Genomic DNA, 25,740 nt, shown 5'->3' with positions numbered 1-25,740 from the left:
GGGTCTAATCATAGTGACGCGGCCATCGGGCTCGCGGACTCAGCAGGGAGGTGACATGGTCGGTCAGGGTGACGAAGCGCTACTGCAGCCCCCATTCGACCCCGAACTGATCGCCGACCTGCACGCAGGGCTGTTCGACCCCCCGTTCGAGGAGCGCCTCGGCGCCGCGGTGGCGAGAGACCCCCAGGCCCGGCAGACCCTCGCCGCCCTCGACTCGGTCCGTGCCCGGCTCGCGGGTCTCGGCGCGGACGAGACCGCCGCGCCCCCGGCGCCCCCCGAGGTCCTCGACCGCGTGCACGCCGCGTTGGCCCGCGAGAGCGCACCGGCAGCTCCGGCCGAGGCGGCGCCCGTGTCGGCCCTCGCCGAGCGTCCCCGCAGTCGGCCGTGGATCCCCGTCGCCGCGGCGGCCGCGGTCGCGCTGCTGGCCGGCGGCATCGCCCTCGGTGCCGGCAGATCCGCCGACGAGCCCGAACCGCCGCCGCCGACCGTGGCGCAGCCGCTGATGCCGACCGTGGCGCAGCCGCTGATGCCGCGCGAGGAGGCCCCGGACCTCGGTGCGGATCTGACCCCAGGCGCCGCCCTCACGATGATGGGACGCTCGTCGCTCGGTCCGCTGTCCGCTCCCGACGCCCTCGCCGGTTGCCTGCGCGCCAACGGGGTCGACTCGGGCACCCCCCTCCTCGGGTCCGGTCCGGTTCAGATCCGCGGGATCCGCGGCATCCTGATGCTGTTCGCGGGTCCGCGGCCGCCGCAGATCACCGCGCTGGTGGTCGGCACGGGGTGTGGAGACTCGCGGCCGGAAACACTGGCGCGCACCGACATCGGCTGACCGCGGTCGTAGCGACTGCTTGCAGGTCGCTCGAAACAACACCTCACGCCTGCCGTCGTCGGGCGACCGGCAACAGGATCTCCAGCACCTTCTCCCGCATCTCGGGGGTGTCCTCCTCGACCGCGATCAGCGACAGGAACAGCGCTGCCCCTGCCCCGAGGACCAGCAGGGCGCGCGCATCCATCAGGTCGTCCGGCCCGGTCGGGTCCGTGTACAGCGCGCTGCTGGGGCCGCTGAAGCCCCGCCACAGCGTGTTCCGCAGGTCCTCCTGATCGCGCAGCGTCGACAGCAGCCCGGGCACCGCCTCCCGGACCTCCGGCCGACGGAAGAGCTCCGAACTCCCGGTCACCACCCACCGGATCCACCCCTCGCGATCCGCCCCCTCGAACGGGGTCAGGTCCGGGGTCACGCCCAGCACCGCGTCGAGCACCAGTTGCGCCTTCGAGTCCCATCGACGGTCGATCGCCGATCGGCTCACCCCGGCCCGTGCCGCGATCGAACGCATGCTGAGCTGGTCGTATCCGACCTCGACCAGCAGCTCGCGGGCGGCCGTGAGCACCTCGGCATCGATGTGTGGGTCCCGCGGCCGACCCGATCCGGTGTTTGTCATTGCCCCGAATTCTCTTCCATGAGCGGTGTCGGGGCTATAGCGTGTCCTATTACGAGGCCGGTGGCATCGTAATTACGGCGACGCAAGGATTCGACATGACCTCCCCGAACGAGACGCCCCGCGCCCCGCGCGTGTTCGAGCCCGCCCGGCTCGGCCCGCTGACACTGCGGAACCGGATCATCAAGGCCGCCACCTTCGAGGGTGTGATGCCGCGCGGTGCCGTGACCGACGAGCTCATCGAGTTCCACCGCGCGGTGGCCGCGGGCGGCGCTGCACTCACCACGGTGGCCTATTGTGCGGTCTCCGAGGGCGGCCGGGTGCACCGCAACACCCTGGTGCTCGACGAGTCCAGCCTCCCGGGCCTGACCCGGCTGACCGAGGCCGTGCACGCCGAGGGGGCACTCGCCGCCGCACAGATCGGCCATGCCGGCCTGGTCGCGAACACGCTGTCGAACAAGCGCCCCACCCTCGCACCCTCCACCCGGATCAGTGCCCCCGCAATGGGTCTGGTGAGAGGTGCGACCACGGAACAGTTGGCGGAGGTGGCCTCGGACTTCGAGCGTTCGGCAAGAATCGCCGTCGAGGCCGGGTTCGATGCCATCGAGGTGCACCTCGGTCACAACTACCTGCTCAGCTCCTTCATGAGCCCCAACCTGAACAAGCGCAAGGACGGTTACGGTGGCAGCGTCGCGAACCGGGCGCGATTCCCGCGCGAGGTGATCGAACGCGTGCGCACCGCCGCAGGCGACGCGGTCGCGGTGACCGCGAAATTCAACATGTCCGACGGGGTGCCGAAGGGCCTGTGGCTCGACCAGAGCATGCAGATCGCGAAGCTCCTGGAGTCCGACGGGCACCTCGATGCCCTGCAGCTGACCGGCGGCAGCTCCCTGTTCAACGGCATGTACTTCTTCCGCGGCGAAGTTCCGATGGCGGAATTCGTTGCGTCACAACCGAAACTGGTCGGACTCGGGCTCAAGGTGTACGGGCCGCACCTGTTCCCGACCTACCCGTTCGAGGAGGCCTTCTTCCTCCCGTTCGCCCGGCAGTTCCGCGAGATCCTGTCCATGCCCTTGATCCTGCTCGGCGGCATCAACCGGGTCGACACCATCGAGGGCGCGCTCGACGCGGGCTTCGAGTTCGTCGCGATGGCCCGCGCACTGCTTCGAGAACCCGATCTGGTCAACAGGTTTCGCAACGAGACCGCCACGGAGGGCAACTGCATCCACTGCAACAAGTGCATGCCGACCATCTACACGGGCACGCGCTGCGTCGTGCGCGAGGCGCAGCAACTGATCCAATGATCGGGTCGTCAGGACGCGACGATCTTGCACCCGTTCGCGTTGGCCGATTCGACGACCCACTTCGCGCTCGTCGGATCGTTGCCGGCCATGGCGTTCGCCCGGTCGGCCTGGAGGTTGCAGTAGGCCTGATCGCCCGGGTTGTCCGCGGGCTCGCTGACGTAGCGGACCGTGGGCCCGGGAGCCGACTGACCGGTGGTCGGTGCGGGCGTCGAGGTGACCTGGTCGGTACCGGACACACCCAGGGACGATCCCGCCCCGGCGTTGCCGACGGCGGTCAGGATGATCGCGACGGTCGCCAGGACGACGAGCACGGCGCGACCTGCGGTTGTGGAAGAAATGGTGGACCTCCAGTGCCCCTCAGAGCGGGCTTCACGATCAGAATGCCCCCGAACCGGTCCCTCTGTACAGACACTGCAGGGTGGAAATCGTCGCGACCACGATTACGATGTCCCGCGAAGATCGTGACCGGCTGATGTACCGCGTGCCGCAGAGGACGCACAGGGCGAAGGGAGACCCGTTGCCCCGGATCACCGCGCCCACTGTCGCCGAACACCGCGAGGCCCAGGAGCGTGCGCTGCTCGACGCCGCCCGTGCGGTCCTCGCCGAGGGTGCCACCGAGATCCCCGGGTTCGCGGAGATCGCGGCCCGGGCCGGGCTCGCCCGCTCGAGCATGTACCAGTACTTCCGGTCCCGTCAGCACCTGCTCAACGCCCTGATCGAGGACGCCTTTCCGCGCTGGTCGGAACGGGTGGAGTCCGCGATGGCCGCGGCAGGCACCCCCGACCGACGGGTGCTCGCCTTCGTGCGCGCGAATCTCGATCTGGTCGCGGACGGCGAGCACGCGATCGCCGCCGCGATCGCATCGGTCGCACCCCGCGAGGCGATCGCGGAGTCCAGCGCCGTGATGCACCGGCAGCTGATCGCCCCGCTCGCCGCCGCCCTCACCGAACTGGGCGCCCAGGATCCGGCCGCCACCGCGGATCTGATCAACGCGGTGGTGCACGCCGCGACCCGTCAGATCGAGAACGGCGCCGACGTCGCGGCCGTCCACCGGCACACGGAGGAACTGATCGCGCCGTACGTGGAGCGCGCCGTCGCCCGCGGTGTACCCACGAACAGCGGGAACAACACCCCTTAGGCTGTTGTTGACGCACATAACGTCCACTACCTCGGAAGGCCCGCATGACTACTCCGACCTCGGTCCGCGACCTCATCATCGTCGGCTCCGGACCCGCCGGATACACGGCAGGCGTCTACGCCGCTCGAGCGGAGCTCGAACCCCTGCTCTTCGAGGGCACCCAGTTCGGTGGCGCCCTGATGACCACCACCGAGGTGGAGAACTTCCCGGGCTTCCGTGAGGGCATCATGGGCCCGGACCTGATGGAAGAGATGCGTGAGCAGGCCAAGCGCTTCGGCGCGGACATCCGCACCGAGGACGTGGACGAGATCGAGCTCTCCGGTCCGGTCAAGAAGGTCGTCGCGAACGGCGAGACCTACTACGCCCGCGCCGTCGTCCTCGCGATGGGAGCGGCGGCCCGCTACCTCGGCATCGAGGGGGAGGAGAGGCTGCTCGGCCGCGGCGTCAGCGCCTGCGCGACCTGCGACGGCTTCTTCTTCAAGGACCAGGACATCGCGGTCGTCGGTGGCGGCGACTCCGCGATGGAAGAGGCCACCTTCCTGACCCGGTTCGCCCGCTCGGTCACCCTGGTGCACCGCCGCGAGGAGTTCCGCGCGTCCCGCATCATGCTCGAGCGCGCCAAGGCCAACGAGAAGATCCGCTTCGTCACCAACGCCGAACCGGTCGAGGTCCTCGGCGAGAACAGCGTCACCGGCCTGGTGGTCCGCGACACCGTCACGGGCGAGCAGTCGACGCTGCCCGTGACCGGCCTGTTCGTCGCGATCGGTCACGACCCGCGCAGCGAGCTGGTCAAGGGTCAGGTCGACATCGACGACGAGGGCTACGTCCGCGTGCAGTCGCCGACCACCGCGACGTCCCTCGAGGGCGTCTTCGCGGCCGGCGACCTGGTGGACCACACCTACCGCCAGGCCATCACCGCGGCGGGCACCGGTGCCTCCGCGGCGATCGACGCCGAGCGCTGGCTCGCCGAGCGCGGCGACATCACCGCGAACACCCTCGAGGCGGCCGGTGAGCCGGTCGCCGTCGAGGCCTGACGTCCCGAGTAGCCCGCGAGCCCGTTGACGCGGGTAACCCGCGGGGCCCGATGATCCGCGTTCGCCGACCCGACACCCGAGGAGACAACATGTCCAACACGATCACCATCACCGACGACTCCTTCAAGCAGGATGTCCTCGATTCCGAGAAGCCGGTCCTGGTCGACTTCTGGGCGACCTGGTGCGGCCCGTGCAAGATGGTCGCCCCCGTCCTCGAGGAGATCGCGGGCGAGCACGGCGACAAGCTCACCGTCGCCAAGCTCGACATCGATGCGAACCCGGCCGCCGCGCGCGACTTCCAGGTCATGTCGATCCCCACGATGATCCTGTTCCAGGGCGGCAAGCCGGTGAAGCAGATCGTCGGGGCCAAGGGCAAGGCCGCCCTGCTCAAGGACCTGTCCGACGTCCTGTAAGTCACATCGCAGCCCCCGAGATTGACTGTTTCTCGGGGGCTTCTGCGACAATCGATCGACACGTGCGACGCGCGGCGCCTCGGTGCGCCGTCAGGAATTGACGAAAGGGCCGGGAAGCATGCATCGACTCCGTCACGGCGACCACGGTCCCGCCGTCGCTGAGGTTCGAGGCACCCTTTCCACGCTCGGCTTCCTGCTCAACGGGGTGTCCACCACATCCCGGGATGCGATCAACGGTTCGCAGTGGATCGCCCCCGATGCGGTGTTCGACCACCATCTCGACAGCGCGGTCCGCGCTTTCCAGCAGCAGCGTGGCCTGCTGGTGGACGGGGTGGTCGGCACCGCGACCTACCGGTCGCTCAAGGAGGCGTCGTACCGGCTGGGTGCGCGCACACTGATCTACCAGCTCTCCGCGCCGCTGTACGGCGACGACGTGGCAGCGCTGCAGACCAAGCTGCAGGATCTCGGCTTCTATCCGGGCCGCGTCGACGGGTACTTCGGCCCGCAGACCCACGAGGGCCTGTCGTCCTTCCAGCGTGAGATCGGCATCGCCTCGGACGGAATCTGCGGCCCACAGACCCTGCGCTCGCTCGATCTGCTCGGCACCCGGGTCACGGGCGGTTCACCGCACGCCATCACGGAGGAGGAGTTGGTCCGCCGCTCCGGTCCGCAGCTCAGTGGCAAGCGCATCGTGATCGATCCCGACCTCGGCGGCGGCGAGACGGGCATCGTGCTCGACACGCCCTTCGGCCCGATCACCGAATCCGACATTCTCTGGGACCTGGCCAGCCGGCTCGAGGGCCGAATGGCGGCGACCGGCATGGAGACCTTCCTGTCCCGTCCGCACGACCAGAACCCGTCGCCCGCCCAGCGCGCCGAGACGTCGAACACGTTCGAGGCCGATCTCATGATCTCGCTGCGCTGCTCGGCCAGCACCAGCCCGCACGCAAACGGCGTGGCCAGCTTCCACTTCGGGAATTCTCACGGCGCCACCTCGCGGATCGGGCAGGTGCTCTCCAGCTTCATCCAGCGCGAGATCGTGGCCCGAACCTCGCTGCAGGACTGCCGGACTCACGGCCGCACCTGGGATCTGTTGCGGCTGACCAACATGCCAACCGTTCAGGTCGACATCGGCTATCTCACAAATGAATCCGATGTCAACGTGCTCGCGAATCCGCGCAACCGCGACATCATCGCCGAGTCCATCCTGATCGCGGTGAAGCGCCTCTACCTGCTCGGGCAGGACGATCAGCCGACCGGCACGTTCACCTTTGCCGAACTGCTGGCCGAGGAGCTCGCGAAGGCCGACCAGGCCTAGGAGCCCGCCCGTCCCCGTCGCCTATGGGCGACGCGTTCACAGAACCCCGACGGTCGACTTCTGTTCGATGTCGGTCATGCTCAGGGACGCGACCGCGAGAAGCCGTTCCAGCGCCGACTCGACGTCGGCCTTCCAGCCGTGATCCCGATCCAGTTCCAGCCGCATCCTCGGGTACCGGTGGTGCGCGGCAACCACTTCGAATCCCATGTCGGCGAGGAATTCGGCATCGATCATGCAGTCGGCCGGGGTGCACTCCTGCCCCCGTCGCATGGCGGCCGGATCGTCCTGCGCACCGCGGATTCCGAACGCCTCGAGCGCGCGCACGCCACGGCGAACCAGATCGCCCACGACGGCCTGTATGAGGCTCGGGCCTACCCCGTCCAACTCCGCGGCCGGTTCGAGCCGCATCGTGGTCAGCAGGACCGCGTCCGGGCTGACGGGGGAGGTGGGAAAGAGCTTGGCACGCGGCACCACCCCGGGGGGCGAGTAGAGCGCGCAGCCGGCGGGTTTGCCGTCGAGCGTGGCGACCTGTCCGCAGGATCCCCACTCCAGCATGACCATGGACAGCCAGGCTTCCTTCTCGAACTCGGGGTCGGAGAAGTCGCGGGAGCTGTGTACGGCGGCCGGGTCCATCTCCCAGAAAACACAACGCCGGGAATGACGGGGGAGCTGATCAAAACCGTCGAGGGTGAGCGGGCTGATGCGCATCGACACCCTGACTCCGCCTCCAAAACCCTACTGCGAGGGCTGTGCGCCCCCGCGTGACACTTTCTCTGGTGTCCAGGATAGGCGATCTGCGTCCGCCCGGCGCCCGCCACCGATCGAGATTCGAAATCTACTTGTACACAAGAGATCTCGGCCGAACCAGACCCAGACACCCGCGGACCCGGAAGGGAACCGTCACAGTGACGTATCGCCCGCGGGTGTCTGTACCTGGAGAATACGACCTATCCGGACGCCTGGGACTCCATCATCTCGACGATCCGCTGGAGGTCCTCCACGGAGCCGAACTCGACGACGATCTTGCCCTTCCGCTTGCCCAGACTCACCGTCACACGGGTGTCGAAGGAGGAGGAGAGCCGCTCGGCGACGTCCTGGAGGCCCGGCATCTGGATCGGCTTGCGCTTGGCGACGGGGGCCGGGACCGGCTCACCCTCCCGGTTCGCGAGTGTCACCGCCTCCTCGGTGGCACGGACCGACAGACCCTCCGCGACGATCCGGGCGGCCAACACTTCCTGCGCCTCGGGGCCCGCCTCGAGCGAGAGCAATGCCCGGGCATGACCGGCCGAGAGCACTCCGGCGGCGACACGCCGCTGCACGGGGATCGGGAGCTTCAGCAGCCGGATCATGTTCGTCACCACCGGCCGAGAACGTCCGATCCGGGTGGCCAGCTCGTCGTGGGTGACGTTGAACTCTTCGAGCAGCTGCTGGTAGGCCGCGGCCTCTTCGAGCGGATTCAACTGCACCCGATGGATGTTCTCGAGCAGCGCGTCGCGCAACATCGATCCGTCGTTGGTCTCCCGCACGATCGCCGGAATCCGTTCGAGACCGGCCTCCTGGCTGGCCCGCCACCGGCGCTCACCCATGACGAGCTGGTAGCGGTCGGGGGCGACCCGACGGACCACGATGGGCTGCATCAACCCGAACTCGCGGATCGAGTGGACGAGCTCGCCGAGGGCTTCCTCATCGAACACGTGGCGAGGCTGCTTGGGGTTCGGCACGATCTGCGCAGCGGCGATCTCGCGGTACACGGCCCCGACGGGGGAGAGGTCGGGGCCGTCCGCGACCTCCGCGCCGTCGATCGGTGTCATCGCCACGGCGTCGGTGGGACGCGCCTCGGCGTCGACCGAGGGTGCCGCCGCGGCAGGTGCCGCCCCGTCGACGGGAGGCGTCGGCAGGCTCTCGGGGGTCTCGACGACGGGGGCCGGCTTCACCGCGATCGGTGCGGTGGCGTTGCCGATGATGACGTCGGCCGCCGCGGTGCCGAGGCGGGGTCCCCCCTCCGGGCCGGTGGGGATCAGCGCGGCGAGTCCCCGCCCGAGTCCGCCCTTGCTTCTCTGGCTCACTGCTGCTCCTGCGAGTTGATCGTTGCGGTCCGGGCCGCGAGTTCCCGCCCGGCATCGAGATAGCTCATTGCGCCCCGAGAACCCGGGTCGTAGTCGAGGACCGTCATCCCGAATCCGGGCGCCTCCGACACCTTCACGCTGCGCGGGATCACCGCGCGCAGAACCGCGTCGCCGAAGTGCCTGCGCACCTCCTCGGCGACCTGATCCGCCAGCTTGGTGCGGCCGTCGTACATGGTCAGCAGCACGGTGGAGACGTGCAGGTCAGGATTCAGGTGAGACTGCACCAGCTCGATGTTGCGGAGCAGCTGACCGACGCCCTCCAGGGCGTAGTACTCGCACTGGATGGGGATGAGCACCTCGTTCGCGGCCACGAGGGCGTTGACCGTCAAGAGGCCGAGGGAGGGCGGGCAATCGATCAGGATGAAGTCGGCGTCGATCGCGGCGAGCGCCTTCTCCGAGAGCGCATTCTTCAGTCGTCCCTCCCGGGCGACCATCGAGACCAGTTCGATCTCCGCGCCTGCCAGATCGATCGTCGCGGGGATGCAGAACAACCGCTCGTGGTGCGGGCTCTGCTGGATGGCCTCGGCCGCGGTGACCTCACCGATCAACAGCTCGTAGCTCGAGGGAGTCCCAGAGTGGTGCGGTACGCCGAGAGCGGTGCTGGCGTTGCCCTGGGGGTCGAGGTCGACGACGAGAACCCTGAGCCCCTGAACCGCGAGGGCCGATGCAAGGTTCACCGCCGAGGTCGTCTTGCCCACTCCGCCCTTCTGATTCGCGATGGTGAGCATCCGCCGGGTCTTCGGCCGGGGGATGGTCACCGTGTGCGGGTGCAGGACCTGACTCGCCCGTTGGGCGGCGGCGCCGATCGGGGTATCCAGAGGGGAGATGCCGGCGTATGCGGAGGGGGCCGAATACGGGTTCTCTTTGTTGTCGGTGGTGGAACTCGAGGCGTCGTGATCTGTTTCACGTGAAACAGTGGATTCGGGTCCACCCGACATAGATTGCTCCTTCACTGGACTTGCTTGCTAGATCGTCGCATTTGCACACGAGCGCACGGTGACTCTGTCATCGGCGATGAGATCGCCGGGAGACTCGCTCCGCCCGAACCACAGTGGTCGGAGTGGGAAGAAGGTCGACACCGCACTCGACGATCTCTAGCTTGCCAGCACCCAGGCGGGTAAGGGAAGCGCGATCCCGGGAAATCTCCTCGGCCGCGCTGGAACCCTTCATCGCGAGCATCCGACCACCCTCGTGAATCAGTGGAATCGACCATCGCGCAAGCTTCTCCAGCGGCGCGACCGCTCGCGAGGTGACGACATCGGCGCCGCCGACCTCCTTGATGACGCCCGGTTGTTCCGCTCGTCCACGCACGACGAGGATGTCCAGACCGACCGACTCCGCGAACTCGGCGAGGTATACCGATCGACGCAGCAGCGGCTCCACGAGTGTGACCCGGAGATCGGGCCGCGCGATTGCGAGGGGAATGCCGGGCAACCCGGCCCCGCTGCCGACATCCACCACCGACTCACCCTCAGCGATCAACTCCCCGATGACCGCGCAGTTGAGGATGTGCCGCTCCCAGAGTCGGGGGACCTCTCGCGGTCCGATCAGGCCGCGTTCGACGCCGTCGGTGGCGAGCGAGAGACGGTACTTCTCGGCGAGTTCGAGGCGGTCTCCGAAGAGGGTGCGAGCGGCGTCGGGCAGGTCCTCGGACTCGATGTGTTCCACGTGAAACATCCTCCCGTGACGCCCGCGATTCCCCAAACCCTGACGGTGTGATTCTGCACCGCATTGCATTTCGGCGGCGCGATACGCGCCGACCCCAACACGGCGATCCGAGCCGACTTCGCCGGAGTTCGCTCAACGCTCCTCGACTCAACGCTCCTCGATGGGCGGGCGGGTGATCACACGGAGGGACCCGGAGGAGGCGGAGGTTGTCTGCCGGGGAGGGGTAGCCGGGGGAGGGGAGTGGTTGTCAGCCACCGGCGGGGGTGGCCGGGGGAGGGGAGTGGTTGTCAGCCACCGGCGGGGGTGGCCGGGGGAGGGGAGTGGTTGTCAGCCACCGGGACGCGGGGGTCGTCGTTGACAAACACGAGCGGCCCACCCGTGCCCATCCCTCGTGGGCGGAGCGACTACACACCAGCGATGCGGGACGGAACGGGCTTCCCGTGCCATCGCGGCGCAGGCTCCGCGGTGAGCCAGGATCCGCCGACAGGGCGACGCTCCGCGTGCGCCGGGCAGTGGTCGATACGCCGGACCCGTTGCGAGACACGGGGTCGTCGAGACGGCGGTGTTCCGGTTCGGATTCACGTGAAACATCTGCGGCGCCGGGAGAGCGGGCGGACCGTCCGTCGACTCCCGTCGGGTACGTCCCTTCTCGGATCGGACATCGCTCCGCGCGGCGATCGACCGGCCGGATCGGCCGGGGCACACTGCCCGCACTGCCGTCCCGGCCTCGTCGGCGCGCAAGGTGTCCCGTCGTCCACCGCCCCTCGCCGTCATCGACCGCGTCGTCATCCGAGTGCACCGTCGAACCCGGTATCGGTGCCGGAGCCGCCGCCGGCTGCGTACCGGGCGGCGACGCCGGGCGGGGGGACCGAGCGGGAATGATTCACGTGAAACATTGCCGGCGCCCTTGCCTGGCGGCGTCGCCCGGAGACCACCCGGGCCTCCCGCCCACTGGATCGGCCGCGTGCTGACCGAGAACGGGACCCGCCGAGCGCACCGTGCTCGGCAAGGGTCCGGCATCCGGCGCAGGGGCGCCCCCCTTCGATTCGCGTGACCACAACTACCGCGCCACGGGCGCCCGCCGACGCCACCGGCCGTTCGGCGGAGCTCGACGACCCACGGTTCGACGCACCGCCGCCGATGAACGACCAACGGAACACCGCCACAGCCATCCCGAGCCTCGTGCGCACGAACGCCATGGATGCCGTCGCTCGGGGTCGCCGGGTTCGGTACGAGCCGAATCTCACCGGGAACGCAGTCTCGGTGCGCGAGCTGCGGGCGACGCCGGCCGGCGGCCCGAGTTGTTCTGCTTGACCCGGCGGTCGACCCGAGGGCGCCAGCGGATCACGGCGCGAGGCCCATCGGTGGGCGCCGTCGGCTGGGTCGGGTTCGTGGATCGCGCCCGGCTCGGGGAGCTCCCTCCGCACCGACCGTCGGTCCGGACAGCGATGCCACCCATCGGGCCCGAGGGCGTGACCCACCCCGGACCGGACTGGACATCGCCGGGACGCACGAGAGGGGAGTGCGGCAGTGGGGGAGGGGAGGGGCATCGGGATCCGAGGGGCCGGCCCTCACGTTTCACGTGAAACCGCGGACCGAGGAGGACCACGGAACGGGACCTCCGCACGCGCGGAACACACCCGCCCGATCACCTCGGAGCGATCCTTCCGCACGCCCTGGACCACCGGGAACGCAATCCTTCAACAGATTGATCCACCGAGTGTGGATAACTCGCGCGGACAGGACTGCACCATCCGCGAAGGCCCGACCCACCACTGATCACACTCAGGCCACCGACACCAAGACGTCGACAGGGGACGGGTGCACACCGCGAGCTCCGCACCCCGGAGCCGCGGGCGACCCCTCGCGTGACCCGCCGAGGATCCGGTCCGACGTGAACTCCGTGGGCCGTGCCCTCGACCCCGAATCCACTCCGTGTCCGAGAATTCGACGCCGGCAGCGTGCAGGCATTCGATGAGTGGGCGCGCAGCGGGCGACCGATTCGTCAGCGTGACGAAACGGGCCGGGCAGATGAACAGGGGCGATTCCGACGCCTCGGCGCCTCCGTAGACCAAACACCCTTCCAATCAGATCGACCGCACGGCGCCCCGCACCTCCGACGTGTCAGGTTTAGCTTGACAGACCGATGCCGTACTTGTCAGGATGTTCCTGACATCAAGTGACGATGGGGAAGGGTGGTTCCGATGAGCGATCTCATCGACAGGGCGGTCGCGGCCGACGTGGCTGGTGCCTCTGCGGAGGTGATCGTCGCGGGGGTCGTCGAAGCCGGTCGCCAGGCGGACCTCATCCTGGGACCCGCCCCGATTCCGGGATCCCAGGAGTGGCGGGCGGAAGAGGGGACCGATCGGCCGGCCGAGCGACAGTTGGCCTGGCAGCTCCTCTGTCTACGAATCCAACTTGCCGCGGGGATCGACTCCGTCGAGACGGTGATGAGCCTGCGGCGCTTCGGGGCGACATGGGCCACCATCGGGCGCGCAACGGGGATGACGCGCCAGTCGGCGCACGAACGATGGGGCCGGCAGGTCGCGGCCATCCTCGACCCCTATGGAGACGGCATGCCGCCCGCGGTCCCGGACGATGATCCGGTGGCGCCCTAGCCTTCCGGCGCTCGATCACACGGGCTGCTCGGAAGACCCGTGAAACGACGGTGGGCCCCCGCATTCAGCGGGGGCCCACCCATCGACACCGCATCCATCGATGCGGACCAGATCAATCCTTGAGCACGACCACACGGCGGGAGGGCTCGGCGCCCTCGCTCTCGCTGGAGACCCCGTCGATCTTCGCGATCGCGTCGTGCACGATCTTGCGCTCGAACGGGGTCATCGGCGCCAGCGACTCCGGCTCGCCCGACTCCAACACCCGCTTCGCCGCGGCGACACCGATCTCACTGAGCTCGGTCCGCCGGCCCGCACGCCAACCCGCGATGTCGAGCATCAGGCGGCTGCGCTCGCCGGTGACCTGCTGCACCGCCAGTCGCGTCAGTTCCTGCAGCGCATCGAGCACCTCGCCCTTGCGCCCCACCAGCTTCGACAGGTCGTCGCCTCCGTCGATACTGACCATCGCCCGATCACCCTCGACGTCCAGATCGATGTCTCCGTCGAAGTCGAGGACGTCGAGCAACTGCTCGAGGTAGTCGCCGGCGATCTCGCCCTCTTCGATCAGCTCGTCCTCGGAATCCACTGCCTCGGACTCCACGACCTCGCGCTCGGTCTCGACCACCACGTCCGACACGACCTCGTCTACCCCGTCCTGTCCGATTTCCGGATCATTCGCCATCGTCGTCTTCTTTCCTTGAATCAGCGCTTGCGCTTGGGCTTGGTGGTCTTGCCGCGATTGCCTGCCGGACGCGCTCCCGGCTTCGGGGTCCGGGTGGGGGTCGTGCCCGACCCGCCATCGTCGTCGGTCTCACCTGCCGCCTCGGTGACGGGGGAGGACTCGGCCGCGGACGCGGACTTGCGCTTCTTCGCCTGGTCCGGTCGCGCTCCTGGCTTCGGCGCATTCTCGGCGCGGCGCTCGAGAGCGGCCTGCTTCTTCTCCTCTTCCTCCGCATCGATGCGACGGAAGACCAAGTGCTGCTGCGCGTACGTCCAGATGTTGTTGGCCACCCAGTACAGCAGGATGGCGATCATCAGGAACGGACCACCGACGAGCACGCCGAGCGGGAAGACCCACAGCGCAAGCTTGTTCATGATCGCGGACTGCGGGTTGGCGGCGGCGGCCTCACTCTGCCGGGCCACCGAGGCGCGCGAATTGAAGTGCGTGGCGATCGACGCGACCACCATCAGCGGGATCGCGACGGCCGCGATGTTCAGGACGGTCGGGATGCTGCCGTAGAGGCCGTACGTCTCCAACTGTGCCTGCGGCGTCGTGATGGCGACCGAGATCGGTGCGCCGAACAGACGCGCGCTCAGGAACGACTGGACATCCGCCGCGCTGAAGAAGTAGTTCGCGGTGTTGGCGTTCTCCTCGGCCGTCATGCCGAGCTGGCCGAAGCCCTCGCCGGTGCGGTTGAAGGAACGGAGCACGTGGAACAGGCCGATGAACACCGGCGCCTGCAGCAGCACCGGGAGGCAACCCATGATGGGGTTGAAGCCGTGTTCCTTCTGGAGCTTCTGCATCTCCAGCGCCATCCGCTGGCGGTCCTTGGAGTACTTCTTCTGCAGCGCCTTGATCTGCGGCTGCAGTTCCTGCATCTGGCGAGTGGTGCGCACCTGCTTGACGAAGGGCTTGTACAGGATGGCACGCAGCGTGAACACGAGGAACATGACGGACAGCGCCCACGTGAAGCCGCTGTTCGGCCCCAGGAACGGGATCGCGCCGAACACCTTGTGCCAGACCCACAGGATCCCGGACACCGGATAGTAGATGAAGTCGAGCACGGCTCTATGTACTCCTCTGTTCGTCCACTTCGAGCAGACAGTGGGGTTGCTTGCCTGTATCTCTACCGGATCGCGCGGCTCCGACGGTCGCAAGGGTTTCCTCACGACGGGGCCTGCGCGGCGGAACGGGATCCCAGCCTCCAGGGTGCCAGGGCGCACATTTGAGCAGGCGCACCGTGGTCAGTCCGAGGCCGATCACGACCCCACGCTCACGCAGGGCATCGACCGCGTACTCGCTGCAGGTGGGGGTGAACCGGCAGGTCGGCAGGCGCAGGGGCGACACATAGCTGCGATACAGCTCGATGACGAAGATGAGTGTTCGCGCGGGGGCACGCCGCATCGCCGTCCACCAGGACGGGGGGCCACCGGAAATCTCGGTCATGCCGAATTACCCACGCTGACAAGAAGATTGAGCTTACGAAGACCGGACCGCAACTGCCGGTCCAGATCCTGAGAGGACGCGGTCGCGGCGCCGGGGAGAGCACGGATCACCACGTTGACGCCCTCTGGCAATTCGTGCACCAGGCCCGCACAGATATGACGAAGCCGGCGTGCGACTCGATGTCGAATCACCGCCGGCCCGACAGCCTTGCTTACCACCAGTCCGAATCGCGGACCCGGGTCACTCACCAGTGCGTCGGCGTTCACCCCGACGAGGGCGTGAACAACCACATCCCGCCGGGCCGCCCGCTGACCTCGCCGAACGGTGGACGCGAAGTCCGCCTTCCGACGCAACCGATGCGGCTCAGGTAGCACCCCGAGCTCCCGAAGTCTGGATCAGGCGGTGAGGGAAGCGCGGCCCTTTTGGCGACGCGCAGAAACGATGGCGCGCCCGGCACGGGTGCGCATACGGAGACGGAAGCCGTGAACACGCGCGCGGCGTCGGTTGTTCGGCTGGAACGTCCGCTTGCCCTTGGCCACGGTGAACACTCCTCATAGATATCGGCGTCGCTCGACGCCATCTGCAACTGAAAATTGGTGGTCCCCGGCGACGAAACCTCGACGGATGCCCGTACCCGGCCGAGATGGCCAGCAAGCAACCGCCACCTCGACTTCGGGTGACTGTACGAGGGTACGCAGCGCCGCACCCGAGGTCAAACCAGGATGCCCAGGGACACGCCACGCCCGCCGGGATGCTTGTGTTCGCCCGCCGAGTGTGCCGAGAACCCGAGCGACCCCCGCGGGCGGGGACCTGTAAGCCAGCTAACACCCCCGATGCCGGCGATCGGCCCGCTCACGGCCGCCCCGCCGGATCGCCGGATCGGCTGTCCGGCGCCATCGTCGCAGGTGAGGTACGTGCAGATCAAGATCAACTCATCCGGCCGAGCGGTCTACTCACAACCCTGTGCTTTATCCACATCTGTGGATAATTGTGTGGAATTACAGATCAGATGGCATATTCGTATCTCTGTGCGGGGAAGTTATCCCCAGGGTGGGAGAGCTCGGCCAACATCGTGATGAGCCCTGTGCGTCTCCCTCCCACGTCGATGTGGGGAGGGACGACTTGAACGAGGAAGCAATCACCCTGGAGCAAGTCTGGGTGGATGTGCTCACCGAGTTGACGTCGGATGAACCCCCCGAAGGCGGGCCGCAGCTGACCAAGGCGCAGAAGGCGATGCTGGCGTTGGTGCGCCCCCTCACCCTGGCCCAGGGATTCGCATTGCTCTCGGTCCCTTCGTCCTTCGTCCAGGAGGCGATCGAGCGGGACCTGCGCGAACCCATCCTGCAGGCGCTCAACCGGCATCTCGCGGCGGGCGTCGAGGGACTCGGTGTCCGCATCGCGCCGCCCTCGGTCGAGCCGGTCGAGGCACCACCCGCGGCCCCCGCGTCGCCGACGGCCCCCACCGAGGACGTGTCGAGCGAACCCTCCGCCGCCAGCGTGCCGACATTCCGCCGCAGGCGCCTGGGCGCAGCCGAATCGGATCCGTCCGATTCCGAGACGCTGGACTACGAAGAGGTCGACGAGGACCGCGAGGCCATCGCGAGCGTCAACGAATCCTGGCCGTCGTACTTCACCAAGCCGCCCGCCGACGCCCCGGCGGCCTCCGGCGGCAACAGCCTCAACGCCAAGTACACCTTCGACACCTTCGTCATCGGTGCCTCGAACCGGTTCGCCCACGCCGCGGCGGTCGCCATCGCGGAGGCGCCGGCGCGCGCCTACAACCCGCTGTTCGTCTGGGGTGCCTCGGGTCTGGGCAAGACCCACCTGTTGCACGCGGCCGGTCACTACGCGCAGCGACTGTTTCCCGGGATGCGCGTCAAGTACGTCTCCACCGAGGAATTCACCAACGACTTCATCAACAGCCTCCGCGACGACCGCAAGGTCGCGTTCAAGCGCCGGTACCGCGAGACCGACGTGCTGCTCGTCGACGACATCCAGTTCATCGAGGGCAAGGAGGGTATCCAGGAGGAGTTCTTCCACACCTTCAATACCCTCCACAACGCGAACAAGCAGATCGTCGTCTCCTCGGACCGTCCGCCGAAGCAGTTGGCGACCCTCGAGGACCGGCTCCGGACCCGGTTCGAGTGGGGCCTGATCACCGATGTCCAGCCGCCCGAGCTCGAGACGCGCATCGCGATTCTCAGCAAGAAGGCGCGGATGGACCGGCTCGACGTGCCGCACGACGTGCTCGAGCTGATCGCCAGCCGGATCGAGCGCAACATCCGCGAGCTCGAGGGCGCGCTCATCCGTGTCACCGCGTTCGCCTCGCTGAACAGGCAGCCGCTCGACCTGACACTGGCCGAGGTGGTCCTGCGCGACCTGATGCCGGATTCGACGAGCCTCGAGATCAACGCGGCGACCATCATGGCAGTGACCGCCGAGTACTTCAGCACCAGCATCGAGGACCTCTGCGGACCGGGCAAGGCCCGCCCCCTCGCCCAGGCCCGGCAGATCGCGATGTACCTGTGTCGCGAGCTCACCGACCTGTCGCTGCCGAAGATCGGTCAGACATTCGGCCGCGACCACACCACGGTCATGTACGCGGACAAGAAGATCCGCAAGGAAATGACCGAACGCCGGAAGGTATACGACCAGGTCCAGGAGCTGACGGCCCGGATCAAGCAGCGCTCCAAGCGCTGAGATCGACACACCTGCTGCCGGCCGCGTGCGGGTACCGGCACGGCGCCCGCACGTAGTCCGGCCGCGGAACAGGTAGTGCACTACGCGTGCGCCCCGCCGTCTCTGTGACGACCATCGTCAAAGGTGGGGCGTGCGTCGCAGGGGGTCGCACGCCCCACACCTCTATCTCCCCGGGTCCGCGCCACCCGGTTCTCCGTGTCCTCACCGGAATGACATCGCAAGCCGAATCCGTGGCTCACCGCCGCCGCGCGGTGCCCGGACAACCGGCTCGCTCGCCCGCGACTCGCCGGGTTTTGTGATTTCTCGGAATCTACTCACACCTGTGGACAACCATGTGGACAACCCCGTGAACCTGTGGATGAAGCGGTGCCGGGCCGTGAACAACAAAATCCCATCCACAACAGCCCCGGATCTGTCCACGTTTCGTACCTGGGGTCATCCCCACGGCGCCACACCGGCGGACCAGCGGATTACAACCTTCGTCCACAGAATCCACAGTGCCTATTACTACTGCTGATCTCTACCTGTAATTCGATCTTTGAAAACAGGTCCTGTGGACCGCGACTGCTCACACCCGACCGAACCGGCCGGCCGACCCCGCTTCCAGCGTGGGTTTCGGCTTTCAACTTCGCCGCGAAGGGCATACGGTGTGCTTCTGCCGTGTCACACTGCTGGCATCCGCAGATGTCCATGCCTACGGAGAGGATCAGCCGAGCGATGGAGCTTGGAAGTATGAAGTTTCGAGTCGCTCGGGAGGATTTCGCGGATTCCGTCGCGTGGGTCGCCCGCAGCCTTCCGTCCAGGCCACCCGTACCGGTTCTCGGCGGCGTCCTGATCGCGGCGGACGACCAGGGACTGACCATCTCCGGCTTCGACTACGAGGTTTCCGCGCAGGTACGGATTTCCGCGGAGGTCTCCACTCCCGGAAAATCACTGGTCTCGGGAAAGCTGCTCGCAGACATCACCCGCTCCCTGCCTGCAAAGCCGGTCGACGTCACCGTCGACGGCACCCGGGTCCTCATCTCGTGTGGCAGCGCGAAATTCTCGCTTCCGACGATGCCGGTCGAGGACTACCCGCAGTTGCCGGAACTGCCGCAGCAGACCGGATCGCTGCCGGTCGACGTCTTCTCCGAGGCCATCAGCCAGGTCGCGATCGCGGCGGGCAAGGACGACACGTTGCCGATGCTGACCGGCATCCGAGTCGAGATCGAGGGCACCAATGTGGTCCTCGCCGCAACCGACCGCTTCCGCCTGGCCGTCCGGCAGATCGAGTGGACCCCGGCGAACCCGGACACCAGTGCGGCCGTGCTGATTCCCGCGAAGACCCTCTCCGAGTCCGCGAAAACCCTTGGTGGAGCTTCGAATTCACCCGTGGAACTGGCGTTTGGCACGGGCTCCTCGGTCGGATCCGAGGGCCTGCTGGGCATCGTCGGTGAGGGACGGCGCACCACCACCCGACTGCTCGACGCCGAGTTCCCCAAGTTCCGCCAACTGCTGCCGACCGAGCACACGGCCATCGCCACCGTCGAGGTCACCCCGCTGGTCGAGGCCATCAAGCGCGTGGCGCTCGTCGCGGAACGCGGAGCCCAGGTCAGGATGCAGTTCTCCGCGGACGGATTGTTGCTCGCCGCCGGCGGTGACGATGCCGGCCGCGCCGAGGAGGCACTCGAGGCGCAGTTCCAGGGCGAATCCCTGACCATCGCCTTCAACCCCGGTTACCTCATCGACGGTCTCGGTTCGTTGCACACCGAGCGGGTGTCCTTCGGGTTCACCACCCCCAGCAGGCCCGCCGTGCTGCGCCCCGCCCCCGAGGAGGAACCGGTCCCCGGAGAATCCGGGACGTTCGCGGCGCCCGAAACCGACTACACCTACCTGCTGATGCCCGTCCGTCTGCCCGGCTGACACCGGGGGATCCGCCGATAGCAGCACCGCCCGCGAGTGAAGGGAACCAACAATGCAGCTGGGACTGGTCGGCCTGGGCAAGATGGGTTTCAACATGCGCGATCGACTCCGCTCGCACGGGCACGAGGTGATCGGGTTCGACCCCCGCCCCGAGGTCACCGATGTCGACTCGCTGGCCGCCCTGGCCGGCGCCCTGCAGGCGCCCCGGGTGGTCTGGGTGATGGTCCCCTCCGGCACGGTCACCCGCGAGACGATCACCTCGCTGGCCTCCGTTCTCGACGCGGGTGACCTGGTCGTCGACGGTGGCAATTCCCGATTCACCGAGGACAAGATCCATGCCGATCTGCTCGCGGAGCATGGCATCGGATTCCTCGATTGTGGTGTCTCAGGCGGTATCTGGGGTCTGGAGAACGGCTACGGCCTGATGGTGGGCGGATCCGACACGGACGTCGCCCGGGTGATGCCGATCTTCGACGCGCTCCGACCCGAGGGCGAACGTGCCGACGGATTCGTCCATGCGGGGCCGGTCGGTGCCGGTCACTACTCGAAGATGATCCACAACGGCATCGAGTACGGGCTGATGCACGCGTATGCCGAGGGTTTCGAGCTGCTCGAGGCGGAGGATCTCGTCACCGATGTGCACGGGGTCCTGCGTGCCTGGACGAAGGGCACCGTCGTCCGTTCCTGGCTGCTCGACCTCCTCGTGAAGGCATTGGACGAGGACCCCAATTTCGCCGAGATATCCGGTTACACAGAGGATTCCGGCGAGGGACGCTGGACGGTCGAGGAAGCGATCAACCACGCGGTGCCCGCCCCGGTCATCTCCGCGGCACTGTTCGCGCGGTTTGCCTCCCGGCAGTCCGACTCGCCCGCGATGAAGGCCGTCTCGGCGCTGCGCAACCAGTTCGGTGGTCACGCGGTGCAGCGGGTGTCGGAATCCGGATAGGTGTTCGTTCGTAAGTTCACGCTCCGGGACTTCCGTTCCTGGGACGCCATCGCACTCGAACCGGAACCCGGGGTCACCCTGTTCGTCGGTCCGAACGGACACGGCAAGACCAACCTGCTCGAGGCGCTCGGGTACCTGTCCGCCCTGTCCTCACACCGGGTTTCTACCGACGCACCCCTGATCCGGTCCGGTGCGGCCCAGGCCCAGATCGGCGCGGTGGTGGTCAACGACGGCCGCGAGCTGGCGATCGATCTCGAGATCAACGACGGTCGGGCCAACCGCGCCCGAATGAACGGATCGCCGGTGCGGCGACCCCGGGAGATCCTGGGAGTCCTGCGCAGCGTTCTGTTCGCGCCCGAGGACCTGTCCATGGTGCGGGGTGACCCGGGGGACAGGCGACGGTACCTCGACGAGCTGCTCTGTTCCCGGTTGCCGCGGATGGCCGCGGTCAAGGCGGATTACGAGAAGGTGCTCCGGCAGCGGTCGGCCCTGCTCAAGACCGCCGGCGGTGCGCTCCGACGCGGAACCCGGTCCACGGATGGCGCGAGTGCCCTTGCCACCCTTGATGTTTGGGACGGGCATCTCGCCGCACACGGGGCCGAACTCCTGGCCGGCCGGTTGCGGTTGGTCGCCGAGCTCGACCCGCACGTGGCGAGTTCGTATCGAGGCATCGCCCCGGAGTCGCGACCCGCGTCGATCCGGTATCGGAGCAGCCTCGGCGCCTCGATGCCCCCGGAGCTCGTCGAGCCCGACCATCACTGGATCCGTGACGACGTCGAGTTGCTCGAGGCGAGCTTTCTCAACGAGCTGGCCGTGGCGCGGCAACGCGAGATCGACCGCGGGGTGTGCCTGGTCGGACCGCACCGCGACGATCTGGAACTCCATCTCGGCGATCAGCCGGCCAAGGGCTTCGCCAGCCATGGTGAGTCCTGGTCGTTCGCGCTCTCGTTGCGGCTGGCGGCGTTCGCGTTGCTGCGCGCGGACGGCGCCGACCCGGTGCTGATGCTCGACGACGTCTTCGCCGAACTCGACCGCACCAGGCGGACCGCGCTGGCCGCCGTGGCCGCGGACGCCGAGCAGGTGCTCATCACCGCGGCCGTGGCGGAGGACGTGCCCGCGGAACTGGAGGCCAGGCGGTTCGGCATCGAGGCCGCCGTCACCGCGGCCGGGAGAATCTCACGACTGGTCTGAGGGCCTGGTACGCACACGCCGCCCCTATCATCGACGGACGGACGGGAAGCGAGCACGGATGACAGAGGAGACTGCCCCCACCGGAAGTGGGCACGGTCAGGCCCCGGCCGGGGGTGCCGAACCGGTCCCCGAGCTGCGCGGAATCGACCTCGCCCGACGGGCGCTGGAGGAGGCCCGGGCCGCCGCGAAGGCGAGCGGGAAGTCCGTCGGACAGGGCCGATCCTCACCGAAGCCCCGGTTGCGTGCCGGGACCGGTCGGCGGGGCTGGTCCGGCGCCGGACCCGACGGACGGGATCCGCAGCTGTTCGGGGCGCTGACGGGATCGGTGGCGAAGAGTCGGGGCTGGTCACCGCGCGTCGCGGAGGGCACCGTCCTCGGTCGTTGGCCGCAGGTCGTCGGCGAGGACATCTCGGCGCACGCGGAACCGGTCGCGCTGCGTGAGGGGGTGCTGAGCATCTCCGCGGAGTCGACGGCCTGGGCCACCCAGCTGCGGATGCTGCAGTCCCAGATCCTGGCGAAGATCGCCGCGGCGGTCGGCGACGGCATCGTGACCAGCCTGCGCATCACCGGGCCGACCGCCCCCAGTTGGCGCAAGGGCGAGCGGCACATCAAGGGCCGCGGGCCGCGGGACACCTACGGCTGATCCGACCCCTAGATGTACATATAACCTCGTGTTACGGTTACTTCGGTAAACGCTGAATGATCCGTGTCACAGGCATCCAACGGATCGGGTGCCGGAGGAGTTTCGATGTCCATCGAGAGCGCGCACACAACCGCCGTCGCCGAGCCGGACCACATCCTGCTCCAGGCCCGCGACGTGGAGTTCGACTGGTCGGACCTGCCGATGCACTGGATTCCCGGCGATCCGTTCACGACCCACGTCTTCAACGTGCTGCACCTGCTGCTGCCCGCGGGGGAGGACTGGTTCGTCGAGACGTTCAAGGAAGCGCTGCCGCTGATCGAGGACGAGAAGCTGCGCGACGATGTCGCCGGGTTCATCGGTCAGGAGGCCATGCACTCGCAGTCGCACTCCGGCGTGCTCGAACACCTCAAGAAGCAGGGTCTGGACCCGACCCCGTTCACCTCCCAGATGGAATGGGTGTTCTTCCGGTTGCTCGGACCGCGACCGTTCACCGCCGGTCGCAAGGAGAACTACCTGATCGAACGCCTCGCCCTGATCGCGGCGATCGAGCACATCACGGCGTTCCTCGGCGACTGGGTCCTCAACGCCAAGGGACTCGACCGGGCCAACCCGCACCCGACGATGCTCGATCTGTTGCGGTGGCACGGATCGGAGGAGGTCGAGCACCGCAGCGTCGCCTACGACCTGATGCGCTACTTCGACAAGCGCGAATCCCGGCGTCTGCGTACGCAGCTCGTGGCTACCCCGGCGATCGTGTACCTGTGGGTCCGCGGCACCCGGTTCCTGATGGCGAACGACCCCGAGCTCGCCCAGTGGGCGCCGCACCGGCGCAAGCCGCACCTGTCCGATTACCTGGCGGCCGGCAGGCGGGGCGTCCTGCCGGGACCCAAGGAGCTCGCGGTGCGGATGGGCCGCTACTTCAGCCGCTCGTACCACCCGTCGCAGGAGGGCTCCACCGCACAGGCCGTCGCCTACCTGGCCTCCTCGCCCGCCGCCCAGGCCGCCGCCCGGTAGCGCCGAGATGACGACGATGAGCGCGGAACGGGCACGCAACATCGAGGGCAGGCCGCGGGACCTGCGTGGGCGCGACCGCAACGACCGGGTGATGGCGTTCCTCGGGTCGTTCGTGGACCGGTATCTCGGGGCGGTCGCCCGCTTCGACTACAGGCCGGAGCACGCCGGCCACAACCCGGACACCGCGATGACCCTGGTGGTGACCGACCGGACGATCGTGGCCCAGGACGAGAACGTCGCGGCGCTGACCTTCGCCGCGCCGGACGGCGCCGAGTTGCCCGCCTGGCAGGCGGGCTGTCACCTGGACTTCCATCTCCCGTCCGGCCGTCGCAGGCAGTACTCGCTGTGCGGGGACCCCGCGGACCGGACCCACTACCGCATCGCGGTGCGCTCCATTCCGGATGGCGGCGGCGGCTCGATCGAGATGCACGGCCTGCGGCCGGGGACCACGGTGACCGTCCGCGGGCCCCGCAACGGCTTCCCGTTCGTCGGTGAGGGCAAGGCGCTGTTCATCGCGGGCGGCATCGGGATCACACCGGTGCTGGCGATGGTGCGTGCCGCCCGCGCCGCCGGGATGGACTGGCAGTTCGTGTACTCCGGCCGTTCGCGGGACTCGATGCCCTTCCTCGACGAAATCGAATCATGGGAACCTGAAAGGGTTTTCGTTCGACCCGACGACGAGTTCGGGCTCCCGACCGAGGAGGATCTGCTCGGCCGTGCGGTCGCGGGCGGTGCCGTCTACTGCTGCGGCCCGACCCCGATGCTCGACACCGTGCGCCGGGCCTTCGTCGACAGCCCCGCAACCTCGCTGCACTTCGAGAGATTCGGTGCGCCACCGGTCTTGGACGGATCCGAGTTCGAGGTCCAGTTCGCGAGCACCGGCGAGGTGCTCACCGTGCCCGCCGACGAGTCTGCCCTGTCGGTGATCAAGGAGCGCCTGCCCGGTGTCGGATACTCCTGCCAGCAGGGGTTCTGCGGCACCTGCAAGGTCCGGGTCATCTCCGGCGAACCGGACCATCGCGAGACCCGTCTGACCGACGAGGAGCGCGAGGATTCGATGCTGATCTGCGTGTCCCGATCGACCGGGTCTCAGCGCCTGGTCCTCGACCTCTGACGGTAAGGATGTCACCAATGACCAACAGTGCCAACAACTCTGGATCAATCAGGCCCGCAGTCGCCCGAACAGTGACCAGCGGTTCGGTTGATCTGGCGGTGTTCGAGCAGGGCAATCCGACGGGACCGACGCTGGTGCTGGTGCACGGCTGGCCGGACACCCACCAGCTCTGGGAGCACGTGGTGCCCCGCCTGACGGACCGGTTCCGGGTGATCAGCTACGACACCCGTGGCTCGGGCCAGTCCACGGTGCCGACCGCGGTCGAGGACTACCGGCTGGAGTTGCTGGCTCAGGACCTGTTCGCGGTGATCGACGCCGTCAGCCCCGACCAGCCCGTGCACCTGCTGGCCCATGACTGGGGATCGGTGGAGAGCTGGGAGGCGGTGTGCGAGCCGGGCGCCGAGGACCGGATCGCGTCGTACACCTCGGTGTCGGGGCCGAATCTCGACCACCTCGGGACGTGGCTGCGGACGGGCTTTGTCGCGCCCACCCCCGGAAAGATCTACAAGCGGCTGACCCAGGGCGTCGCCTCGGCCTACACGGTGTTGTTCCAGACGCCGGGCCTCGGACCGCTGCCGTTCCGCCTCGGGATGTGGCGGATCTGGCCGACCTTCCTGCGCTTCTTCGACGGGTTGGACCCGTCGCTGGTGCACCCCGCCCCGACCCTGCGCTCGGACATGATCAACGGTCTCAAGCGGTACCGGGCCAACATCCGGCCCAAGCTGCGCCGCCCGGCGGAGCGGCGCACCGCGGTCCCGGTCCAGTTGATCCTGAACCAGCGCGACCGCGCGGTGCGCCCGGTCGGTTACGAGGACATCGAGCAGTGGGTGCCCGACCTGCGGCGACGCGAGATCCCGGCCGGCCACTGGGCCCCGATCTCGCACTCGGCGGATCTCGCCAGGCTCACCGAGGAGTTCGTCGACAGTGTGATCGGGCGGGACGGCGTGGACGACGCCACCGCGATCTCCTGACGCGGCCACCCAGCTTTCGACCTGCCCGAGACGCCGAAAA

At 68.1% G+C, this 25,740-nt stretch carries 26 protein-coding genes; 15 read left to right on the top strand and 11 right to left on the bottom strand.

Going from position 1 to position 25,740, the window contains the following annotated elements; translation table 11 throughout:
- Positions 1-55 precede the first annotated feature (55 nt).
- Entirely contained in the window at positions 56-829 is a 774-nt protein-coding gene (locus ACFQS9_RS11015) for a hypothetical protein (protein ID WP_378404447.1), read from the top strand.
- Between the two features lie 43 nt (positions 830-872).
- Here ACFQS9_RS11015 and ACFQS9_RS11010 read toward each other — a convergent pair whose 3' ends face one another.
- Positions 873-1,439: a TetR/AcrR family transcriptional regulator gene (locus tag ACFQS9_RS11010; RefSeq protein ID WP_378404445.1), complete on the bottom strand. Its 567-nt coding sequence runs from the start codon at positions 1,437-1,439 to the stop codon at positions 873-875.
- A gap of 95 nt (positions 1,440-1,534) precedes the next feature.
- Between ACFQS9_RS11010 and nox the strand changes: the two genes are divergently transcribed.
- Positions 1,535-2,740 (top strand): 4,4'-dithiodibutanoate disulfide reductase, encoded by a 1,206-nt coding sequence (gene nox, locus ACFQS9_RS11005; protein WP_378404443.1) that lies wholly within the window; start codon positions 1,535-1,537, stop codon positions 2,738-2,740.
- 8 nt (positions 2,741-2,748) lie between these two features.
- On the opposite strand, the gene ACFQS9_RS11000 is transcribed toward nox, so the two are convergent.
- Positions 2,749-3,051 carry a hypothetical protein gene (locus ACFQS9_RS11000; protein ID WP_378404441.1) on the bottom strand — a complete coding sequence of 101 codons (303 nt, stop codon included), beginning with the start codon at positions 3,049-3,051 and terminating at the stop codon, positions 2,749-2,751.
- Between the two features lie 206 nt (positions 3,052-3,257).
- On the opposite strand from ACFQS9_RS11000, the gene ACFQS9_RS10995 reads away from it, so the two are divergent.
- From ACFQS9_RS10995 to ACFQS9_RS10980, 4 genes are all read left to right on the top strand, one after another.
- Entirely contained in the window at positions 3,258-3,878 is a 621-nt protein-coding gene (locus ACFQS9_RS10995; protein ID WP_378404620.1) for a TetR/AcrR family transcriptional regulator, read from the top strand.
- A gap of 44 nt (positions 3,879-3,922) precedes the next feature.
- Positions 3,923-4,912: a thioredoxin-disulfide reductase gene (gene trxB / locus ACFQS9_RS10990; protein WP_378404439.1), complete on the top strand. Its 990-nt coding sequence runs from the start codon at positions 3,923-3,925 to the stop codon at positions 4,910-4,912.
- An 89-nt stretch (positions 4,913-5,001) separates the two neighbouring features.
- Positions 5,002-5,325: a thioredoxin gene (trxA, locus tag ACFQS9_RS10985; protein ID WP_072753054.1), complete on the top strand. Its 324-nt coding sequence runs from the start codon at positions 5,002-5,004 to the stop codon at positions 5,323-5,325.
- 118 nt (positions 5,326-5,443) lie between these two features.
- Complete coding sequence (locus tag ACFQS9_RS10980) at positions 5,444-6,643, top strand: N-acetylmuramoyl-L-alanine amidase (RefSeq protein ID WP_378404437.1); 1,200 nt, start codon at positions 5,444-5,446, stop codon at positions 6,641-6,643.
- Between the two features lie 36 nt (positions 6,644-6,679).
- On the opposite strand, the gene ACFQS9_RS10975 is transcribed toward ACFQS9_RS10980, so the two are convergent.
- The 4 genes from ACFQS9_RS10975 to rsmG form a co-directional block, all read right to left on the bottom strand.
- Positions 6,680-7,357 (bottom strand): GNAT family N-acetyltransferase, encoded by a 678-nt coding sequence (locus ACFQS9_RS10975; RefSeq protein WP_378404435.1) that lies wholly within the window; start codon positions 7,355-7,357, stop codon positions 6,680-6,682.
- A gap of 233 nt (positions 7,358-7,590) precedes the next feature.
- Positions 7,591-8,709 carry a ParB/RepB/Spo0J family partition protein gene (locus ACFQS9_RS10970; protein ID WP_378404433.1) on the bottom strand — a complete coding sequence of 373 codons (1,119 nt, stop codon included), beginning with the start codon at positions 8,707-8,709 and terminating at the stop codon, positions 7,591-7,593.
- Positions 8,706-9,707 (bottom strand): ParA family protein, encoded by a 1,002-nt coding sequence (locus tag ACFQS9_RS10965; protein WP_378404431.1) that lies wholly within the window; start codon positions 9,705-9,707, stop codon positions 8,706-8,708. Before ACFQS9_RS10965 ends, ACFQS9_RS10970 begins: the two co-directional genes overlap by 4 nt.
- 67 nt (positions 9,708-9,774) lie before the next feature.
- The gene (rsmG, locus tag ACFQS9_RS10960; RefSeq protein ID WP_378404429.1) at positions 9,775-10,446 is read right to left on the bottom strand and encodes a 16S rRNA (guanine(527)-N(7))-methyltransferase RsmG; all 672 of its coding nucleotides are present in this window, start codon (positions 10,444-10,446) and stop codon (positions 9,775-9,777) included.
- A 2,195-nt stretch (positions 10,447-12,641) separates the two neighbouring features.
- On the opposite strand from rsmG, the gene ACFQS9_RS10955 reads away from it, so the two are divergent.
- Positions 12,642-13,055 (top strand): hypothetical protein, encoded by a 414-nt coding sequence (locus tag ACFQS9_RS10955; protein ID WP_378404427.1) that lies wholly within the window; start codon positions 12,642-12,644, stop codon positions 13,053-13,055.
- A gap of 112 nt (positions 13,056-13,167) precedes the next feature.
- On the opposite strand, the gene ACFQS9_RS10950 is transcribed toward ACFQS9_RS10955, so the two are convergent.
- The 5 genes from ACFQS9_RS10950 to rpmH are packed head-to-tail and all read right to left on the bottom strand — an operon-like array spanning position 13,168 to position 15,758.
- Entirely contained in the window at positions 13,168-13,734 is a 567-nt protein-coding gene (locus ACFQS9_RS10950) for a Jag family protein (protein WP_378404426.1), read from the bottom strand.
- A 20-nt stretch (positions 13,735-13,754) separates the two neighbouring features.
- Positions 13,755-14,837 (bottom strand): membrane protein insertase YidC, encoded by a 1,083-nt coding sequence (yidC, locus tag ACFQS9_RS10945; protein WP_378404424.1) that lies wholly within the window; start codon positions 14,835-14,837, stop codon positions 13,755-13,757.
- A 4-nt stretch (positions 14,838-14,841) separates the two neighbouring features.
- Entirely contained in the window at positions 14,842-15,219 is a 378-nt protein-coding gene (gene yidD / locus ACFQS9_RS10940; RefSeq protein WP_378404422.1) for a membrane protein insertion efficiency factor YidD, read from the bottom strand.
- Entirely contained in the window at positions 15,216-15,593 is a 378-nt protein-coding gene (rnpA, locus tag ACFQS9_RS10935; protein WP_378404420.1) for a ribonuclease P protein component, read from the bottom strand. The genes yidD and rnpA overlap by 4 nt, the downstream gene beginning before the upstream one ends.
- Before the next feature lie 21 nt (positions 15,594-15,614).
- Positions 15,615-15,758 carry a 50S ribosomal protein L34 gene (gene rpmH, locus ACFQS9_RS10930; protein WP_072754329.1) on the bottom strand — a complete coding sequence of 48 codons (144 nt, stop codon included), beginning with the start codon at positions 15,756-15,758 and terminating at the stop codon, positions 15,615-15,617.
- A gap of 583 nt (positions 15,759-16,341) precedes the next feature.
- On the opposite strand from rpmH, the gene dnaA reads away from it, so the two are divergent.
- From dnaA to ACFQS9_RS10890, 8 genes are all read left to right on the top strand, one after another.
- Positions 16,342-17,919, top strand: coding sequence for a chromosomal replication initiator protein DnaA (gene dnaA, locus ACFQS9_RS10925; protein ID WP_378404417.1), 1,578 nt, complete (start codon positions 16,342-16,344; stop codon positions 17,917-17,919).
- Positions 17,920-18,636: 717 nt separating this feature from the next.
- A complete protein-coding gene (gene dnaN / locus ACFQS9_RS10920) occupies positions 18,637-19,821 on the top strand; it encodes a DNA polymerase III subunit beta (protein WP_378404415.1) in 1,185 nt (394 codons plus the stop codon).
- Positions 19,822-19,873: 52 nt separating this feature from the next.
- Positions 19,874-20,767, top strand: coding sequence for a phosphogluconate dehydrogenase (NAD(+)-dependent, decarboxylating) (gene gnd, locus ACFQS9_RS10915; protein ID WP_378404413.1), 894 nt, complete (start codon positions 19,874-19,876; stop codon positions 20,765-20,767).
- On the top strand, positions 20,768-21,958 hold the full coding sequence (gene recF, locus ACFQS9_RS10910) for a DNA replication/repair protein RecF (protein WP_378404411.1): 1,191 nt from the start codon (positions 20,768-20,770) through the stop codon (positions 21,956-21,958).
- Between the two features lie 58 nt (positions 21,959-22,016).
- Positions 22,017-22,601 carry a DUF721 family protein gene (locus tag ACFQS9_RS10905; RefSeq protein ID WP_378404409.1) on the top strand — a complete coding sequence of 195 codons (585 nt, stop codon included), beginning with the start codon at positions 22,017-22,019 and terminating at the stop codon, positions 22,599-22,601.
- Between the two features lie 105 nt (positions 22,602-22,706).
- Positions 22,707-23,615 (top strand): metal-dependent hydrolase, encoded by a 909-nt coding sequence (locus tag ACFQS9_RS10900; protein WP_378404407.1) that lies wholly within the window; start codon positions 22,707-22,709, stop codon positions 23,613-23,615.
- 7 nt (positions 23,616-23,622) lie between these two features.
- Positions 23,623-24,729, top strand: a complete 1,107-nt coding sequence (locus tag ACFQS9_RS10895; protein WP_378404405.1) for a PDR/VanB family oxidoreductase — start codon at positions 23,623-23,625, stop codon at positions 24,727-24,729.
- 17 nt (positions 24,730-24,746) lie between these two features.
- On the top strand, positions 24,747-25,700 hold the full coding sequence (locus tag ACFQS9_RS10890; protein WP_378404403.1) for an alpha/beta fold hydrolase: 954 nt from the start codon (positions 24,747-24,749) through the stop codon (positions 25,698-25,700).
- Positions 25,701-25,740 lie beyond the last annotated feature (40 nt).

Origin of the sequence: Rhodococcus daqingensis (assembly GCF_042665615.1) — a bacterium.
Taxonomy (GTDB): Bacteria; Actinomycetota; Actinomycetes; order Mycobacteriales; family Mycobacteriaceae; genus Rhodococcus_G; species Rhodococcus_G daqingensis.
The sequence above is the reverse complement of the archived record's forward strand: the minus strand, read 5'-3'. Positions and strand labels throughout refer to the sequence as shown.